The sequence below is a fragment of the Mesorhizobium sp. M0983 genome (assembly GCF_040318975.1).
GTDB lineage: Bacteria > Pseudomonadota > Alphaproteobacteria > Rhizobiales > Rhizobiaceae > Mesorhizobium.
In genome coordinates this window covers 1-16,921 of sequence record NZ_JAMYNH010000034.1, presented here as the reverse complement: position 1 = coordinate 16,921, position 16,921 = coordinate 1, and the positions used below count along the sequence as shown (strand labels likewise).

Below are 16,921 nucleotides of genomic sequence, written 5' to 3'. Positions count from 1 at the left end.
TTGGTATGGCCGCGCTCCGACCCGCCTCGTTTCAGGGGTTGGGTCAGTCATAGCCGCTGCGCACGTTGCGGCACATCATTGACGCAGCGATTTCAAGTTTCGCTTGAGACTGTTGGCTGCGGCGATGCGGCAATAGCGCCATTGCCCTTAACGCGGCTTTTCGCTATGTGCCTGAAAGAGGTCTTCGAAGGGGTATTCCTATGGCTGAACACACGCCGACCGGTCCTGTCGAACTGGGCGCGAAGATGGACTATGCCGAGCACGACCGCACCTATGCCGGCTTCCTGATGCTGGCCAAATACGGGTCGCTGTTTTGCGCCGCAGTGCTTCTGGCCATGGCGTTCGGCTTCTTTGTGGGCGGCTTCTTCTCGGGGACCATCCTGTTCGTTCTGATCCTGGCCGTCGGCGCCTTTATTCTCCGATAACTCCTCCAATTTTTGTCGAGGACGCCGCCGGGGGCCGGCCGGCGTCTTGCGGTAACGGGTTGCGGCCGAAAGGATCATGTGGTGGGACAGACGGTTTTCATCCCTCGTGAGCTCGACGCGAACGAGCCGCGCGTCGCGGCCTCGCCCGACACGGTGAAGCGGCTGGCGGCGCTGGGTTTCGACGTGGTCGTCGAAGCTGGCGCCGGCGCGGCGTCGCGCATTCCCGACGAGGAGTTTGCCAAGGCCGGCGCCGCGATCGGCAAGGCCGGCGATGTTTCCAGGGCTGATGTCGTGCTGAAGGTGCGCCGGCCGAGCGATGCCGAGCTGAAAGTCTATCGGCCGGGCACTGCCGTGATCGCCATCATGGATCCCTATGGCAACGATGCCGGCGTCGCCGCGTTGGCCAGGGCCGGTGCTACTGCTTTTTCCATGGAGTTCATGCCGCGCATCACCCGCGCCCAGTCGATGGACGTTCTATCCAGCCAGGCGAACCTCGCCGGCTATCAGGCGGTGATCGACGCGGCTGCCGAATATGACCGGGCGTTGCCGATGATGATGACGGCGGCTGGCACGGTACCGGCGGCGAAGGCCTTCATCATGGGCGTCGGCGTCGCCGGTCTGCAGGCCATCGCCACCGCGCGCCGCCTCGGCGCCGTGGTCACCGCCACCGATGTGCGCCCGGCTGCCAAGGAGCAGGTTGCTTCGCTCGGCGCAAAGTTCCTGGCGGTCGAGGACGAGGAATTCAAGGCGGCCGAGACGGCCGGCGGCTACGCCAAGGAAATGTCCAGGGAGTATCAGGCCAAGCAGGCGGCGCTGACCGCCGAGCACATCGCCAAGCAGGACATCGTCGTCACCACCGCGCTGATACCGGGCCGGCCGGCGCCGAAGCTGGTTTCTGCGGCAATGGTCGCCTCGATGAAACCCGGCTCGGTGATCGTCGACCTTGCGGTCGAGCGTGGCGGCAACGTCGAGGGCGCCGTTCCGGGGCAGGTGGTGACCACCGCCAACGGGGTAAAGATCGTCGGCCATCTCAACGTTCCCGGTCGCGTCGCCGCCTCCGCCTCGCTGCTCTATGCGAGAAACCTCTATGCCTTCCTCGAGACGCTGGTTGACAAGGCGACGAAGACGCTTGCCATCAACCGCGACGACGAGCTGGTCAAGGCAACCATGCTGACCGATGCCGGCAAGGTCGTGCATCCCGCCTTCGTCAGGGCTGAGCAGGAGCCGCCAAAGGGCCAACATGTCGAACCGCCGGCCATTCCGGCCAAGACGATGGTTGCCGAGGCTTCGGCGAAGCCGGCTGCGAAGAGGCCGGCCGCTTCGAGGAAGTCCAAGACCACCGGAGGGATCGCGTGATGGATCAGACCCTGCAGAAAGCCCTCGACCAGCTCGACCAGGCCACAGCTGCCGTCCGCCTTGCGGTACGGAACCTGGCCACCGCGCCCGGCACCGAGGCCGCTGGTGACGCCGCGCACGCGCTGTCCGGCGGCGCGATCGATCCCTTCGTCTTCCGCTTCGCCATCTTCGTGCTGGCGATCTTCGTCGGCTACTACGTCGTCTGGTCGGTCACGCCGGCGCTGCACACGCCATTAATGGCGGTCACCAACGCCATTTCCTCCGTCATCGTCGTCGGCGCGTTGCTTGCCGTCGGCATCTCGGCCTCGGGCATCGCCACCGGCTTCGGCTTTGTTGCGCTGATGCTGGTATCGGTCAACATCTTCGGCGGCTTCCTCGTCACCCAGCGCATGCTGGCCATGTACAAGAAGAAGGAAAAGTAGGCCGCTATGAACGCCAACTTCGCCTCCTTCCTCTATCTGGTCTCCGGCATCCTGTTCATCCTGGCATTGCGCGGCCTGTCGCATCCGACCACCAGCCGCCAGGGCAACATGTACGGCATGATCGGCATGGGCATCGCCATTGTCACGACGCTGGCGCTGGCCACCCCTTCCGCCGGCCGCTTTGCGCTGATCGTGCTCGGCCTCGCCATCGGCGGCTCGGTCGGTGCGGTCACGGCACGGCGCATTGCCATGACCTCGATGCCGCAGCTGGTCGCCGCCTTCCACTCGCTGGTCGGTCTTGCCGCGGTCATGGTGGCGGCCGCCGCCATCTATGCGCCGGAAAGTTTCGGCATCGGCACCGTCGCCGATATCCATGCCCAGGCGCTGATCGAGATGAGCCTCGGCGTTGCCATCGGCGCCATCACCTTCACCGGCTCGGTCATCGCCTTCTTGAAGCTCGACGGCCGCATGTCGGGCAAGCCGATCATGATCGGCGGCCGTCACTTCATCAACGCAGCCCTGGGCATAGCGCTCATTGTGCTGATCATGCTGCTCGTCACCACCGAGTCCAAGCTGGTGTTCTGGCTGATCGTTGCCGCCTCGCTCGTGCTCGGTGTCCTTCTCATCATCCCGATCGGCGGCGCCGACATGCCGGTGGTCGTATCGATGCTCAATTCCTATTCGGGCTGGGCAGCGGCGGCACTCGGTTTCACGCTCGGCAATCTGGCGCTGATCATCACCGGCGCGCTGGTCGGCTCATCGGGCGCCATCCTGTCCTACATCATGTGCAAAGGCATGAACCGAAGCTTCATCTCGGTCATCCTCGGCGGCTTCGGCGGCGAGACATCAGCCGCTGCCGACGACGGCATCGAGCGCACCGTCAAGCAGGGCTCTGCCGAGGATGCCGCCTATCTGATGATGAATGCGCAAAAGGTCATCATCGTGCCGGGTTACGGCATGGCCGTCGCCCAGGCGCAGCACGCGCTGCGCGAAATGGCCGACAAGCTCAAGGCCAACGGCGTCGACGTCAAATACGCCATCCATCCGGTGGCCGGCCGCATGCCCGGCCACATGAATGTGCTCTTGGCGGAAGCCAACGTGCCTTACGACGAAGTGTTCGAGCTGGAGGACATCAACTCTGAGTTCGCGCAGGCCGATGTCGCCTATGTCATCGGCGCCAACGACGTCACCAATCCGTCCGCCCGCGACGACAAATCGTCGCCGATCTATGGCATGCCGATCCTCGACGTCGACAAGGCGCGCACCTGCCTGTTCGTCAAGCGCTCGCTCGGGTCCGGCTATGCCGGCATCGACAACACGCTGTTCTACAAGGACGGCACCATGATGCTGCTCGGCGACGCCAAGAAGATGACCGAGGAGATCGTCAAGGCGATTGATCACTGAAACGGCGTCGTTGCCAACTCACTGCCGGTCGTCGAAATACAGCCCTGGCTCCGCGCCGGGCTTTTTCTTGGCTGTTACCGGTTCTGAAGCTACGATAGCGACCCGTCGTCTTGTCTAACGGCGTCATCGGTGGAGGTGCTGGTGCCCGACCCTGGTTCTGCCGCGTCGCCGGCCGCCGATCTGACCGCAGCAGAGAAGGTGCCGCGCAAGCGCAGCCAGGCGGTGGTGGTCGTGCACGGTATGGGCGAACAGCGGCCCATGGACACGTTGAGGGGATTTGTCCAGGCCGTTTGGAGCCACGATCCGGCCCGTGCTCCGTTCTATGCCCATGTCGCTGATCCGGCCGACCCAATGGGTGCGAAGATCAACCAGAGCTGGATCACGCCCGACAGCCGGACCAATTCGCACGAGCTTCGCCGGATCACCACACCGTATGATGTCGATGGCCGCCGCACCGATTTCTACGAGCTTTACTGGGCCGACATCACCCAGGGCACGACCCGGAGCCGCCTTGCTGCCTGGGTGACGACCCTGCTCTGGCGCAAGCCCGCCGATATTCCGCGCGATGTGCGCAAACTCTATGTCGTCACGCTTTTGGCCACCATCGTCGTCCTTGGCGCGGCGCTGGCGCTCGCAACGTCGGCCTGGCAAGGCTATATCTCCTGGACGACCGGCGTGCTTGTCACCGTCCTGGCGTCGTTCGTTATCTGGTCGGTGGACCAGTTTGGCCTGCCCTATTTCGGCGATGTCGCCGCCTATGTGCGGGCCGAAGCGGCGACGGTCGAGAAGCGCGCGCTGGTCCGCGAGCGTGGCCTCAAGCTGCTGAAGCGCCTTATGGTGGACGACGCCTACGACCGCATCGTGCTGGTCTCGCACAGCCTGGGGTCGATCATAGCCTATGATCTGTTGCAGATATTATGGGCCGATTTCAGGCCTCGAAAGCTGGAAGCCATTCGCGACAGAGCGAGGCTGAAGGCGATCCACGCCGTCGATAAGGCGACGCTGGCCGCCGATGCTTCCGCCTGGCCCGACCGCCTCGATGACCTCCCCGCATTCCGGCGCGGCCAATGGGAACTCTACCGGCAGCTTCGCGACAGTGACGCCGATCATCCGCTGCCGTGGAAGATCAGCGATTTCGTCACGCTGGGCAGTCCGCTGACCCACAGCGAGTTTCTGGTGACCTACAATCTTGCCGAGTTCAGGCGCGGCATCGCCGAGCGGCTGTTCTCGGCATGCCCGCCGATCGCCGACAGGGCGGCGGGCGGGACTATGCTCTATCAGGAAGGCCGCAGCCATTCGGGCAAGCCACAGCGGGCGGTGCATCATGGCGCGATGTTTGCCGCGATGCGCTGGACCAACATTTTCGACAGAGGCAATGGCTGGTTGACCGGCGACCCGATCTCCGGGCCGATGACGGAGAACTTTGGTCCGGGCGTGGAAAACATCCAGGTCGAGCTGCGCGGCTCGCTCGGCCGCGTCTTCACGCACACTCTCTACTGGTCGTTGACGGCGAGCGGCGTCGAGGCCAACGCACCGTCCGGCGTGCCGCGCTCGCACCTTGCCGTGCTGCGCGATGCGGTCGATCTCGGCCGCAAGCTGGGGGACTGAGCTGTCGGTGGCGAGCAACGCACGACAATGCTGCGCCGACAGCCCAAAGCAAGGTCCGCTCGGAGTAATCTTCGAAGCGGACCGAGTTCGCTTAGGCGCCGATCAGCGATTGGTCAGGAAAATCGCTTCCTCGTCGTCGCGCTGCCTGCCGCCAAGTGCCGCAGCCGCACTGGCAATGAAAGCCCCGACGACCAGCGACAGCGCGCCAATCAGCGAGAAGGTGGCGCCGGCCTTTCTGGCGGTGTCGGCCGCCTGCTGGGCCTTGACCTTGGCGTCCTGCGCTCTGGCGATTACCGCATCGAGGCGAGCGGTGGCATCGGCTTCGGACAGGCCTGTCCGGGCGGCCACCAGCCGCGACAGATAGGTCTTGTCGTCGGCCGATATTTCGCCTGCTGCGGCACTCGCGATCAGAATGCGCGATGCCTGCGCCGTTGCCGCGGCGTCGCTCTCCGGATTGGCGGCAGCGAGCCTTGCCGGATCGGCCGGGCGGAACAGCATATCGACGAAATACGATGTGGCGTTGTCAGTCGAGGCGCCACCAGCGTTTGCAGCAGCACCTGTCGAAGCGCCCATTGCCGCGCCGGATGCCACAGTCGAAGCAGCCTGGACACCGGTGCCTATCGCGGCCGACAGCGCCGTGCCGAGTATACCGGCGACGAGCAGCGTCGCCAGCGCCCAGGCCAGGAAGCCATGCGCGGTATCGCGGAAGAAGACTTCATCGGTGTGGATGCCGACCCATTTGGTGCGCAGGCGCCCGGCAAGATAGCCGCCGAGGGCCGACGACAGCCACTGCACGACGATCAGCCAGACGGCGGTGGAAACGGCGAAAGTTGTGACTGACGCACCCGAGCCGGACCATGGCGAGACCATACTCAGCCCAAGCCCGGAGCCGAGCAGCATCAAGATGAAGGTAAGCGTCGACGCAGCAAAGGCGCCGGCGACGATTGGTCCCCAGCTGACGGCGGGGGATGAGGATTCCGTCGGTGCGGAAACCTCGGTAGTCGTTAGGGTGGACGGCATGGAAGCCTCCTACCTTGCAAAAAGCAGAATCAGAATAATGATCGGAATCGGGACTCCGAGAAGCCAGAGCAAAATGCCACGTCCCATGAATGCCTCCTGCGGCGATTGTGATCAACTACAATGCCTTGAAAGACTTTCCGTTCCGGGAGATCCTCGGTGATCTTTGTTGCGGTGCAGCAGTCGGCGTCGGTGCGCCAAGATGCACCAATGCACTTCATGCCTGCAGGCTGGGTATTCTGGATGGCGGCTCAGATGTCCAGATTGGCGACCGACAGCGCGTTTTCCTGGATGAATTCGCGCCTTGGCTCAACCTCGTCGCCCATCAGTCGCGAAAACAGTGAGTCCGCGTCAGTCGCGTCATTGACCTTGACCTGTAAGAGCGAGCGCACATTCGGGTCGAGGGTCGTTTCCCAGAGCTGCTCGGCGTTCATTTCGCCAAGGCCCTTGTAGCGCTGCATGGTCAGACCCTTGCGGCCGGTGGCAAACACGGCATTGAGCAGTGCCAGCGGCCCCGAAATTGTTTCGGAGACATCCTTGCGGCGCAGCACCGGCGGCTCGCCATAGATTTCTGCCAGGCGCGGCGCATAGCGGTCGAGCTGGCGTGCGTCGGCGGAATTGATCAGCGCCAGGTCGAGATGCGCGAACTCCTTGACGCTGCGCACCGTGCGCTCGAATACATAGCCGCCGACGCCCTCGTTGGAGGTCGACATGCGGCCTGTCCAGCCGCGCTCGGTGTCCTCGGCGATAATGTCGAGACGGCGGGCAACGCGCTCGGCCATCTCGTTGGCGCGACCGAGGTCGGTGAAGATTTCGGGGTTGAGCGCGCCGGCAATCGCTGCCTGCTCCACCACGCCTCTGTTATAGCGCGTATGCAATCCGTTGATGAGTTGGCGGACAGCCAGGGCATCGTCGATGGCGCCGCGCAGATCCTGTCCGGCCCGCACCTCGCCCGTGCTGAGCGCAAGCGACGCTTCTTCCAGCCCCGAGCCGATCAGGAATTCCTCGAAGGCGGCTTCATCCTTGATATATTGCGAGCTCTTCCCTCGCGTCACCTTATAGAGCGGCGGCTGCGCGATATAGAGATGACCGCGTTCGATCAGTTCCGGCATCTGGCGGAAGAAGAAGGTCAGCAGCAAGGTGCGGATATGGGCGCCATCGACATCGGCGTCGGTCATCAGGATAATCTTGTGGTAGCGCAGCTTGTCGGCATTGAACTCGTCCTTGCCGATCGAGGTGCCGAGCGCGGTGATCAGCGTGCCGATCATGTCGGAGCCGAGCATGCGGTCGAAGCGGGCGCGCTCGACATTGAGGATCTTGCCGCGCAGCGGAAGAATGGCCTGGTTCTGGCGCGAACGGCCGCCCTTGGCCGAGCCGCCCGCGCTGTCGCCCTCGACGATGAAGATTTCGGATTTCGCCGGATCGCGCTCCTGGCAATCGGCCAGCTTGCCGGGCAACGAGGTGACGCCGAGCGAGCTCTTGCGGGTGATGTCGCGTGCCTTGCGCGCGGCCTCGCGCGCGGCAGCGGCCTGGATGACCTTCTCGATGACCGCCTTGCCCTCGGTCGGGTGCTCCTCGAGCCAGGTGCCGAGCGCCTCGTTGACCAGGCCTTCGACCACCGGGCGAACCTCGGACGACACCAGCTTGTCCTTGGTCTGCGAGGAGAATTTCGGGTCGGGAACCTTGACCGACAGCACCGCGGTCAGCCCTTCGCGGCAATCGTCGCCGATCAGCGCCACTTTTTCCTTCTTGGTCAGGCCCGAGGAGTCGCCATAGCCGGTTATCTGGCGTGTCAGCGCACCCCGGAAACCGGCGAGATGCGTGCCGCCGTCACGTTGCGGGATGTTGTTGGTGAAGGCCAGCACGTTCTCGTGGTAGCTGTCGTTCCACCACATGGCGACTTCGACGGTGATGCCGTCGCGCTCGGCGCGGATCGAAATCGGCTTGTCGAGCAACGGCTTCTTCGTTCGGTCGAGATATCGGACGAACTCTTCCAGCCCGCCATCATAGTGCAGTTCATGGCGCACGATGTCGGCATGGCGGGCATCGGTCAAAACGATGCGCACGCCGGAGTTCAGGAAGGCGAGCTCGCGCAGCCGGTGCTCCAGCGTACCATAGTCGAACTCGACCATGGTGAAGGTCTCGGACGACGGCAAGAACGTGATTTCGCTGCCGCTGCGCCCTTCATAGGTGCCGGGGACCTTGTCTTGTTCATAACTGCCGGTGATGCGCAGCGGTGCGTCGGCGTCGCCATGCGTGAAGCTCATCTCGTAGATCTGGCCGTTGCGGCGGATCTTCAGTTTCAGCCAGGCCGACAGTGCGTTGACGACCGACACGCCGACGCCGTGCAGGCCGCCCGACACCTTGTAGGAGTTCTGGTCGAACTTGCCGCCGGCATGCAGCTGCGTCATGATCACTTCGGCCGCCGAAATGCCTTCGCCGGTGTGGATATCGGTCGGAATGCCGCGGCCATTGTCGATGACCGTCACCGAGCCGTCCGGATTGAGCGTCACCGTCACCAGGTCGGCATGGCCCGCCAGTGCTTCGTCGATGGCGTTGTCGACCACCTCATAAACCATGTGGTGCAGGCCCGAGCCGTCGTCGGTGTCGCCGATATACATGCCCGGCCGCTTGCGAACGGCGTCCAAGCCCTTCAAAACCTTGATGGAATCGGCGCCGTATTCGGCTTCAACGCCGTTGGCGATGTCGGTCTGGTCGCTCATGAAAACCTGTCTGATTGGTGCCGTGTGCAGAGCGCGAAAAATCGGCGTCGAATCGCGCATTCCTAATGTCGTAGATATAGGCGCAAAAGGCGGTTTTTCCAAGGTTTGCAGGCATTTCCGAACGGAATGACCGTCGCGTGAACCCGCTACCGGCGCCTGGCTTCGATCCTGGCCAGCCGCTCACGCAAAAACTTGATCATGAACTTGTATCGCGGCGCCAGCCGACCGGTCCGGTCGAGCTCCAGCGTCATGTCGAGTGCCTTGGAAAGGACGGCTTTCGGGTCCTTTGCGACTTGGGCGTAGTCGATATAGGCAAGCACCAGGTCGCGCTGCCAGGTGGCGTTGTCCGGATCTGACTGGGCAAGTTTCTCGCGAATGGCAAGGCTGTCCTGAAGGGCTTGCCGGGCTCCCCTGACGTCGCGCTGCCTGAGGCGGAGCGTGGCGACTTCGGACAGCGTTATCGACAAGTCCCGCTGCCAGTCGGAATTGGCGGAATCGAGCTTCGCCAGCCTCTCCGCAATCGCGTAGCTGTCCAGATAGGCTTTCAGTGCGCCTTTGTGGTCGCCCTGTATCGCCAGGACGCCGGCGACCTTCTCGAGGCACACGGACAGGTCGCGCTGCCAATCGGTGTTGTTCGGGTCGCCGGCGGCGAGCGCGCTGGCTTGCGAGAATGCCTGACGATAAGCCGAAAGTGCCGCCGGCCAATTCTGCTGGTCGCTCAGCGCGTTGCCGACCTTGGCGTTGCCGACGGACAGGTCGCGTTTCAGCTCGGTGTCGTCCGGATCGCGTTTCGCCAGTTGCTTGACGATCGCCAGGCCTTCCTTGTAGGCCGTCAGCGCCCCAGCGGCGTCGCCGCGTTCGCGCAGCAGGTCGCCTATCGTATCGTGGCTGACCGAGACGTCACGCTGCCGATCGGCGTCTCCCGGTCTGTCCGCCGCCAGCGCCAGCCGCACCTTCAGGCTCTCTTGATAGGCCGCCTGTGCGTTGTCCAGTTGACCTGCGACATGGGCAAGGTGGCCGATCTCATCATAGGTGATGGTCAGGTCGCGCTGCAGTTCGGCACGGTCGGGCTCTCCGGCAGCGAGCTGTTTCTTGATCGACAGGCTTTCCTGATAGACCTGTGCGGCGCCGGCCAGATCACCTTGCGTCGCCAGCACGTTACCGATCTTGTCGTCGGTCATGGCGAGGTCGCCGAACCACTCCAGATTGTCCGGCTCTGCCTCGGTCAGGTCCTGCAGAATGGTCTTGGCCGTTTCATAGTTTTGCAGCGCTGCCGGCAGATTGCCTTGCGCCATCCGCACGTTGCCGAGCTTGACGTGGCTGACGGCGAAGTCGCGCTTCACGTTGGGATCGGTTTCGTGGCGCGACCGCCGCTCGAGATCGGCTTGCAGCGCCTCGAAGGCGCGGCCAGCAGCATCGATGTTGCCGACCGTGGTATAGAGCTTGCCGAGCTCGTCCAGCGTGCGGATCAAGCGGTCGGCGTCGTCGAGCGACAGCACCACCTGTCCGGCTTCGCCATAAAGCGTGAGCACGGATTCATAATCCTTGATGGCTGTGGCGTAGTCGAGGTCGGCGCGCGCTGCCCCGCCGGACAAATAGCGCGTCGCGGCTTCGGAAAGCGTGCGACTGACGAAATTGGCCTTCAGCGCGTTGCGCGAGATATTGTCGATCTCGGCTGCTTCGGCAAGCTTTTTCCGCGCGGCATCGAACGCTCCCAGCGAAAGCTGCTCTTCCGCCTGCCGGCGCAACGCTGCCACTCTGAGATCGTCGGAGGAAAGCGTCCGCATTTCGCTCCGCACCTTGACGAAGGCGTCGGCTGCCTCACGCAGCCTGGCGTTCAGACTGTCCGCGGAGAGGCGGCCGGCATCGGAACTGATCAACGCGCCATAGAGCGGTGCCAGCGGCATGTCGGCGTCGCTGGCGATCTTTTCCACCTCGCCACGCATCGCGGGCGTCACCTCGGCCATGGCCAGCAACAAGCGTTCGCGCTCCGGCAGTTTCTCCTTGGCTGTCGTGGCAAAGAACAACTGCGGCAGGCCGCTCTCGACATAGGGCAATTGCCTGCCGCGCGAGAGATCGTAGACCTCCTGCTGCACGAGCGTCAGCACGGAGCGGATCTCAAGACCCTCGGTGCCGAGGTATTTCGTCAGCGCCGCGGTGAACGGCGAATTCTGGCCGGTCCCATCCGAGGCGGTCTCGCCGGGCGCCGCCGAGAAGGCAAACAGGATGTTTTCTGCCCGCCCGATGCGGCCAAGACCCGGCCGGACCTTGTCGCTGACCTCTTTTACCAGCGCCGTTGCGCCGCGGCCTTCGCCGCCCGTGGCAGCAAACGGATCGCTGCGGCAGGCATCGAGCACGATCAGTCCGACCTTGCTGGTGGCGGCGACGGCCGCGCGGATCTCCTCCAGCGGCAGGCTGGTCCCTTCCAGCGTAGCGAGCGACGACGCGTCTGCATCCACCGGCAGGAGCCGATTCTCGCCGGCGATCTCGACGCCGTGGCCGGAGAAGAACACCAGTGCCACGTCGGCGCCTTTAGCATCCTCGCGGAAATCGTCGAGCGCCCGGCGCATGCGCCGCAGGTCGCGGTTGGTTTCGAGGAAGACCTCGAAACCGAGCTTCCTCAGCACCGTTTCCATGACCTCGCCGTCATTGACGGGATTGGCGAGCGGCCGGATCAGCCGGTAGTCGTTCTCGGCGATGACCAGCGCAACGCGCCGCTCCGCCATGGCACCGGAGGCCGTCGAGAGGATCAGCAGCAAAGCAAACAGAAGACGCAAATCGAACCGCCCCGGCCCGGTCATTTCCCGGAGCATTCCATCTCTTTATGGCATGAGCAAGTTATGGCATCGGCAAGCCCGGCCGTTCGCGTTGTTAGCTGGCGCGCATCGGCCTCAGCGCTTCGCTCCAGCGGGACAGCTCGTCCAGCATGGTCTTGGCTCCGCCGAGCACCTGCTCGCTGGGCAGGAAGGCGCCGGTCTCGTCGAGCAGCTTCTGGTACATCGGGAGCGCCACGCCTTCCGGAATCGGCATGACGCCGACCGCGGTCAGCAACGGTTTGACCGCCTGCGCCGCTCGTAAGCCACCGGAGACACCGCCGTAGCTGAGGATGGCGGCCGGCTTGTATCGCCATTCCCTGAGCAGGTAGTCGACCGCGTTGACGATCGCGGGGGCTGCGAAATAATTGTATTCCGGCGCTACGAAGACGAACGCGTCGGCGGCGTCGATTGCTTTCGACCAGGCTTTCGTGTGGCTGTTTTCGTATCTGCCGAGTCTAGGATGATGCGGCTCGTCCAGCACCGGCAGGTTGAAGGCGGCGATATCGGTGAGCAATGGCTCGAATTTGCCGTGTTCGCGCGCAAAACTTTCCAACCACCTTGCGAAAACGGGTCCGGCGCGGCCCGGCCGCGTGCTGCCGATGATGACGTTCAACTGGTGCTTCAAGGCAGGCTCCCGCCGGTTAGTGGCATCTGTGGTGCTGCCACCTAAGACACACAGCCGGACACAGCAAGCAGGCACTTTCCGGTGCCCCGGTCACATTCCAGAGAGCGGATGCTTCGCCTTGTCGTCCGGCCACATGGACGCTTGCCTTGCCAGCCACTACATTGAGGGGTCAGCGGAGCAAGCCATGGACAGTCAGCCCGTCCCCTTCGTCCCGCCGGCGCCGAAGCCGCGCACCGCGCCGCCTTCGACGCTGGAGATGATCCGCATCGTCTATCGCAATCCGCTCGAACTGTGGGGCGAGGCGACCTACAACGAGCCCTGGATTTCGGTGAACGGCGTCGGTGGGCCGCTGGTCATCGCCAACGATCCCGGCCTCATCCGCCATGTGCTGGTCGACAACGCCAAGAACTACAAGATGGCGACGGTGCGCCAGAAGATCCTGCGGCCGATCCTGCGCGACGGGCTGCTGACCGCCGAAGGCGAGGTGTGGCGGCGTTCGCGCAAGGCGATGGCGCCGGTGTTCACGCCGCGTCACATTTTCGGCTTCGCCGAGCCGATGCTGAAACGCACGCTCGAATTCGTCACCCGTTACGAGCAAGGTGGCACGTCGGATATCGCCCACGACATGACGCTGCTCACCTTCGACATCCTGGCTGAGACGCTGTTTTCGGGCGAGATATCGGGCGAGCCGGGCAGCTTCGCCAAGGAGATCGACCGCCTGTTCGAGACGATGGGCCGGGTCGATCCGCTCGACCTTTTGCGTGCGCCCGATTGGCTGCCGCGCCTGACGCGCATCCGCGGCCGCAAGACCATGGCCTACTTCCGCAAGATCGTAACCGACACGGTGCAGATGCGCGAGGCGCGGCTGAGGCGCGCTCCGGACACGGTGCCGCAGGATTTTCTCACGCTGCTGCTGAAGGCGGAGGGACCGGGCGGGCTGACCCGGGCCGAGGTCGAGGACAACATCATCACCTTCATCGGCGCCGGCCATGAGACTACAGCCAGGGCGCTCGGCTGGACGCTCTACTGCCTTGCCGAAGCGCCGTGGGAGCGCGAAAAGATCGAGCACGAGATCGATGCTGTGCTGGCGCGTGAGCCCGACCCGACGAAATGGCTCGACGCCATGCCGCTGACCCGTGCCGCCTTCGACGAGGCGCTCAGGCTCTATCCGCCGGCGCCGTCGATCAACCGCGAACCGATCGAACCCGAAACCTGGAACGGCCTCTATATACCGCGCCGCGCCGCGGTGCTGGTGATGCCGTGGGTCGTCCATCGCCACAGGAAATTATGGGACCGACCGGACGCTTTCATGCCGGAGCGCTTTCATCCGGGGAATCGCGAAAAGATCGACCGTTTCCAGTATTTGCCGTTCGGCGCCGGCCCCCGCGTCTGCATCGGTGCCAGCTTCGCCATGCAGGAGGCGATCATTGCGTTGGCGATCATGCTGTCGCGCTACCGCTTCGACACCACCGCGGAGACCCGCCCCTGGCCGGTGCAGAAGCTGACGACGCAACCGCAAGGCGGGCTGCCGATGCAAGTCACCCGGCGCGCCTCGTAAGCGGCTGAACGTCCATTCGCGCCGGTACTATGCGGCGGACTTGCGTTGGAACTGGCCCGCGGCGCGGTAGCGCCAGAGATAGCTGGGCAGGATGGTTCCGATCGACCGTGGCTGGATTCCGAGGCCGGCGAGCGTCCTGTTGTCCTTGACGGCGGCATCCGACACGACATTGTGCTGGCGCAACAGCAGGACCTGGTCCTTGGTCAACAACGGATTGGGCAGCAGCCCGAGAATTGATGCCTGGAGGTTCGCCAGCCACCACGGCATAGGCAGCAAAAACCGCTTGCGTTCGATGATAACAAGCAATTCTTGCATGCATTCCTTGAAAGTGAGCACCTGCGGCCCGCCGAGCTCATAGATATGGCCGCCCTGGACCTTGCCGTCGACCGAGTGCGCCACCGCTTCGGCGACGTCGCCGACATAGACCGGCTGGAATTTCGTCTGACCGCCGCCGATCAGCGGCAGGACTGGGGAAAAGCGGGCCATGTTGGCAAAGCGGTTGAAGAAACCGTCCTCCGGCCCGAAATTGATCGATGGCCGCAGGATCACAGCGTCCTGGACCGTCTCAAGAACGGCCTTTTCGCCAAGCGCCTTGGTGCGCGCATAGTCCGATTGCGCGTGGAGATCCGCACCCAGAGCCGAGATATGGGTGACGCCGGCGCCGACGGCGCGCGCCGCTTCGGCGATGGCACGCGCGCCGAACTCGTGGACGGCAGTAAATTTCTGCCGGCCGGCCTCATACGGGATTGCCACCAGATTGACGACGTGGTCGGCGCCTTGCACGGCGCGGTCGACCGACCAGCGCACCCGGACATTGGCCTGCACCGGCTGGATCTGCCCGACATTGCCGAGCGGCTGCAGGTGGCCGGCGAGATCGGGCCGGCGGCAGGCGACCCGGATGCGGTAGCCGCGCTTGGCCAGCGCCCGCACGACATGACGACCGACAAAGCCGGAGCCGCCGAAGACGACGACGAGCTTTGGGGTCTGCAGGATTTCGGTCATGGCTGGCTCCGGCGGGCTATCCAGATGGGCTTGATTGAAGCCGTTTCATAGTCGGTTTCGCGCCAAAGGCAAAGGGCGACCATCGGTCGCCCGGCATTGTTGAAGCATGATTTCTGATATCCGTTCGAAATGGCAGTAAACGCCGCCGCCGCCCGGCTTTACGGCAACTCCATTCGAAACAGGAACCTTTGTTCGGCCGGCGATTTTAGATGTATGGTTTGATTCCGAATGGAGGATATTGCCGATGACGACAAAACGCGTTGCGCTCTTCGCTCTGGCTTTCGCAACAGGCTGCAGCATTGGTGCCTCGGCATTCGCGGCAAACCGGCATCACCACCAAGCTCAACCCGAACGCTACGTTCCGGCCAACGGAGACATCATCGACATTCTGTTCGGCGGCCCGCGCTACTATGACAACCACCTGTTCACGACGGCCGCCGAACCCTGCTCCTACAACAGGGTAGGACCGGACGCGAATGCGGCGAACGTCATCAACGATCATTATTGCGGGAAGTAGGCTCGCGCTGCCGGATCGGCCGGCCTCCTCAGCCGCTCATCGGACAAACGAATTTCTTCAGGACGAATAGCGCGCGGCGAATTCGGAAATGCGTTGCACCACGGCTTTCGGCGCGCTTATGCCGCGCGCCGCCGCCTTCTCCGCGGCCTCGGCCCGGGCACGCCCCGGCACATGCACGCCATAGCGCCGCCGCAACCGGTCGAGCTGGTCCTTCATCCGTTTCTCGAAGTCCGGATCGAGCAGCTTGGGCTCGACGGCGAGCACGAACAGGCCGGTTCCCGGACTGTCCGGCCCGCCGCTGAACCATGGCGCATCGAGGGACCAGTTGGCGCCCGACAGGCCCGCAGCCAGTACCTCGACCATCAGCGCGATGTTGGCGCCGCGCTGGCCGCCGAAGGCAAGCATGGCGCCTTTCATGGCGGCTGCCGGGTCCGTGGTTGGATTGCCGCTGGCGTCCAGAGCCCAGCCTTCGGGGATCTTCTTGCCATCCTCGGCGGCCTTGCGGATGTTGACGAAGGCGGTGGCGCTCGACGACTGGTCGATGACCAGCGGCGCCCCGTCCGCGGCGGGTGCGGCAAAGGACATCGGGTTGGTGCAGTAGACCGGCTTGACCGAGCCCGAGCCGGCAAGCACGGCCGGGCCGTTGGTCGCGGCGAACGACACCAATCCCTGCGCGGCCAGCCGTCCGGTGAAATAGCCGAGCGCGCCGCACGTATAGGCATTCTTCTGCGAAAAGATGGCAACGCCGAACAGCCGCGCCGCCTTGGCGAGGTCATCGATCGTGCGGTCGAAACCGGTATGCGCCAGTCCGCCGCGGGCATCGGAGAGATAAACCGCGAGCGCTGGCCTGGTGATGACAGGATCGGCATTGCCGTCGATACGGCCGGCTTCCAGCGCTTCGAGATAATCAATGAAATGCGACAGCCCGACGGTCGACAGTCCTTCAGCCTCGGCCGCGACGATCGAGGCAGCCAGCGACTGCGCCGCCTCTTCGTTGGCGCCGGCGCCAAGTGCGGCCATCCGGCACAGCCCTGTCGCCTGGTCGAGACTGAGTTGCATGGTAGCTGCCCTGAATTCGCGACTTTAACAGCTTTAGCCTAGCTTGCTCGGGATCCGCGCCTCGAGCCGGTGGAAGCCGAACACCAGGATACCGGTGATGGACATATAGACCAACGCCAGAAGCAGCAAGGGTTCGTAGGTGACGAAGAGATCCTGGCGCACCCGCGAGGCTACGGCATAGATGTCGACCATGGTTATCGTTGCCACCAGCGGTGTTGCTTTCAACTGGAGAACGGTTTCACCCGCCAGCGTCGGCAGCGCCCGGCTGATCGCCTGCGGGAGCCATATTCGCCTGAAGATTTTCCAACGGCTCATGCCGAAAGCGCGGGCCGCCTCGAGTTGGCCATGCGGTACACCGGCGAAGGCGCCACGCATCACTTCACCTTCAT

14 protein-coding genes are annotated in these 16,921 nt (G+C 64.0%); 7 read left to right on the top strand and 7 right to left on the bottom strand.

Annotation, left to right across the window (positions count from 1 at the left end):
- The first annotated feature begins 200 nt into the window (after nucleotides 1-200).
- The 5 genes from NKH71_RS30965 (at nucleotide 201) to NKH71_RS30945 (ending at nucleotide 5,215) form a co-directional block, all read left to right on the top strand.
- Nucleotides 201-425, top strand: coding sequence for an aa3-type cytochrome c oxidase subunit IV (locus NKH71_RS30965; protein WP_023718042.1), 225 nt, complete (start codon nucleotides 201-203; stop codon nucleotides 423-425).
- Between the two features lie 81 nt (nucleotides 426-506).
- Nucleotides 507-1,781 carry a Re/Si-specific NAD(P)(+) transhydrogenase subunit alpha gene (locus tag NKH71_RS30960; protein ID WP_352547931.1) on the top strand — a complete coding sequence of 425 codons (1,275 nt, stop codon included), beginning with the start codon at nucleotides 507-509 and terminating at the stop codon, nucleotides 1,779-1,781.
- Nucleotides 1,781-2,203: an NAD(P) transhydrogenase subunit alpha part 2 gene (locus tag NKH71_RS30955; protein WP_502899045.1), complete on the top strand. Its 423-nt coding sequence runs from the start codon at nucleotides 1,781-1,783 to the stop codon at nucleotides 2,201-2,203. Before NKH71_RS30960 ends, NKH71_RS30955 begins: the two co-directional genes overlap by 1 nt.
- 6 nt (nucleotides 2,204-2,209) lie before the next feature.
- Nucleotides 2,210-3,607, top strand: coding sequence for an NAD(P)(+) transhydrogenase (Re/Si-specific) subunit beta (locus NKH71_RS30950; protein WP_023718039.1), 1,398 nt, complete (start codon nucleotides 2,210-2,212; stop codon nucleotides 3,605-3,607).
- Between the two features lie 141 nt (nucleotides 3,608-3,748).
- The gene (locus tag NKH71_RS30945) at nucleotides 3,749-5,215 is read left to right on the top strand and encodes a hypothetical protein (RefSeq protein ID WP_036244458.1); all 1,467 of its coding nucleotides are present in this window, start codon (nucleotides 3,749-3,751) and stop codon (nucleotides 5,213-5,215) included.
- A 102-nt stretch (nucleotides 5,216-5,317) separates the two neighbouring features.
- Here NKH71_RS30945 and NKH71_RS30940 read toward each other — a convergent pair whose 3' ends face one another.
- From NKH71_RS30940 to NKH71_RS30925, 4 genes are all read right to left on the bottom strand, one after another.
- Nucleotides 5,318-6,235, bottom strand: coding sequence for a hypothetical protein (locus tag NKH71_RS30940; RefSeq protein ID WP_352789356.1), 918 nt, complete (start codon nucleotides 6,233-6,235; stop codon nucleotides 5,318-5,320).
- A gap of 248 nt (nucleotides 6,236-6,483) precedes the next feature.
- Entirely contained in the window at nucleotides 6,484-8,955 is a 2,472-nt protein-coding gene (gyrB, locus tag NKH71_RS30935; RefSeq protein WP_352789354.1) for a DNA topoisomerase (ATP-hydrolyzing) subunit B, read from the bottom strand.
- A 146-nt stretch (nucleotides 8,956-9,101) separates the two neighbouring features.
- On the bottom strand, nucleotides 9,102-11,768 hold the full coding sequence (locus NKH71_RS30930; RefSeq protein ID WP_352789352.1) for a caspase family protein: 2,667 nt from the start codon (nucleotides 11,766-11,768) through the stop codon (nucleotides 9,102-9,104).
- A gap of 58 nt (nucleotides 11,769-11,826) precedes the next feature.
- Entirely contained in the window at nucleotides 11,827-12,396 is a 570-nt protein-coding gene (locus tag NKH71_RS30925; protein ID WP_023718034.1) for an NADPH-dependent FMN reductase, read from the bottom strand.
- A 184-nt stretch (nucleotides 12,397-12,580) separates the two neighbouring features.
- Between NKH71_RS30925 and NKH71_RS30920 the strand changes: the two genes are divergently transcribed.
- A complete protein-coding gene (locus NKH71_RS30920; RefSeq protein WP_023718033.1) occupies nucleotides 12,581-13,954 on the top strand; it encodes a cytochrome P450 in 1,374 nt (457 codons plus the stop codon).
- A 27-nt stretch (nucleotides 13,955-13,981) separates the two neighbouring features.
- On the opposite strand, the gene NKH71_RS30915 is transcribed toward NKH71_RS30920, so the two are convergent.
- The gene (locus NKH71_RS30915) at nucleotides 13,982-14,956 is read right to left on the bottom strand and encodes a complex I NDUFA9 subunit family protein (RefSeq protein ID WP_352484388.1); all 975 of its coding nucleotides are present in this window, start codon (nucleotides 14,954-14,956) and stop codon (nucleotides 13,982-13,984) included.
- Between the two features lie 244 nt (nucleotides 14,957-15,200).
- On the opposite strand from NKH71_RS30915, the gene NKH71_RS30910 reads away from it, so the two are divergent.
- Nucleotides 15,201-15,473: a hypothetical protein gene (locus NKH71_RS30910; protein ID WP_292660454.1), complete on the top strand. Its 273-nt coding sequence runs from the start codon at nucleotides 15,201-15,203 to the stop codon at nucleotides 15,471-15,473.
- Nucleotides 15,474-15,530: 57 nt separating this feature from the next.
- Here NKH71_RS30910 and NKH71_RS30905 read toward each other — a convergent pair whose 3' ends face one another.
- Both NKH71_RS30905 and NKH71_RS30900 read right to left on the bottom strand, forming a co-directional pair.
- Nucleotides 15,531-16,532, bottom strand: coding sequence for an Ldh family oxidoreductase (locus tag NKH71_RS30905; RefSeq protein WP_352547920.1), 1,002 nt, complete (start codon nucleotides 16,530-16,532; stop codon nucleotides 15,531-15,533).
- Nucleotides 16,533-16,565: 33 nt separating this feature from the next.
- Nucleotides 16,566-16,921: ABC transporter permease subunit (locus NKH71_RS30900; protein WP_352895951.1), on the bottom strand; the 356-nt coding region annotated here is incomplete at its 5' end.

Coding starts and splice junctions, on each gene's coding strand:
- NKH71_RS30940 (WP_352789356.1), bottom strand. CDS start 6,235: ATGCCGTCCACCCTAACGACTACCGAGGTTTCCGCACCGACGGAATCC.
- gyrB (WP_352789354.1), bottom strand. CDS start 8,955: ATGAGCGACCAGACCGACATCGCCAACGGCGTTGAAGCCGAATACGGC.
- NKH71_RS30920 (WP_023718033.1), top strand. CDS start 12,581: ATGGACAGTCAGCCCGTCCCCTTCGTCCCGCCGGCGCCGAAGCCGCGC.
- NKH71_RS30965 (WP_023718042.1), top strand. CDS start 201: ATGGCTGAACACACGCCGACCGGTCCTGTCGAACTGGGCGCGAAGATG.
- NKH71_RS30955 (WP_502899045.1), top strand. CDS start 1,781: ATGGATCAGACCCTGCAGAAAGCCCTCGACCAGCTCGACCAGGCCACA.
- NKH71_RS30910 (WP_292660454.1), top strand. CDS start 15,201: ATGACGACAAAACGCGTTGCGCTCTTCGCTCTGGCTTTCGCAACAGGC.
- NKH71_RS30950 (WP_023718039.1), top strand. CDS start 2,210: ATGAACGCCAACTTCGCCTCCTTCCTCTATCTGGTCTCCGGCATCCTG.
- NKH71_RS30905 (WP_352547920.1), bottom strand. CDS start 16,532: ATGCAACTCAGTCTCGACCAGGCGACAGGGCTGTGCCGGATGGCCGCA.
- NKH71_RS30930 (WP_352789352.1), bottom strand. CDS start 11,768: ATGCTCCGGGAAATGACCGGGCCGGGGCGGTTCGATTTGCGTCTTCTG.
- NKH71_RS30915 (WP_352484388.1), bottom strand. CDS start 14,956: ATGACCGAAATCCTGCAGACCCCAAAGCTCGTCGTCGTCTTCGGCGGC.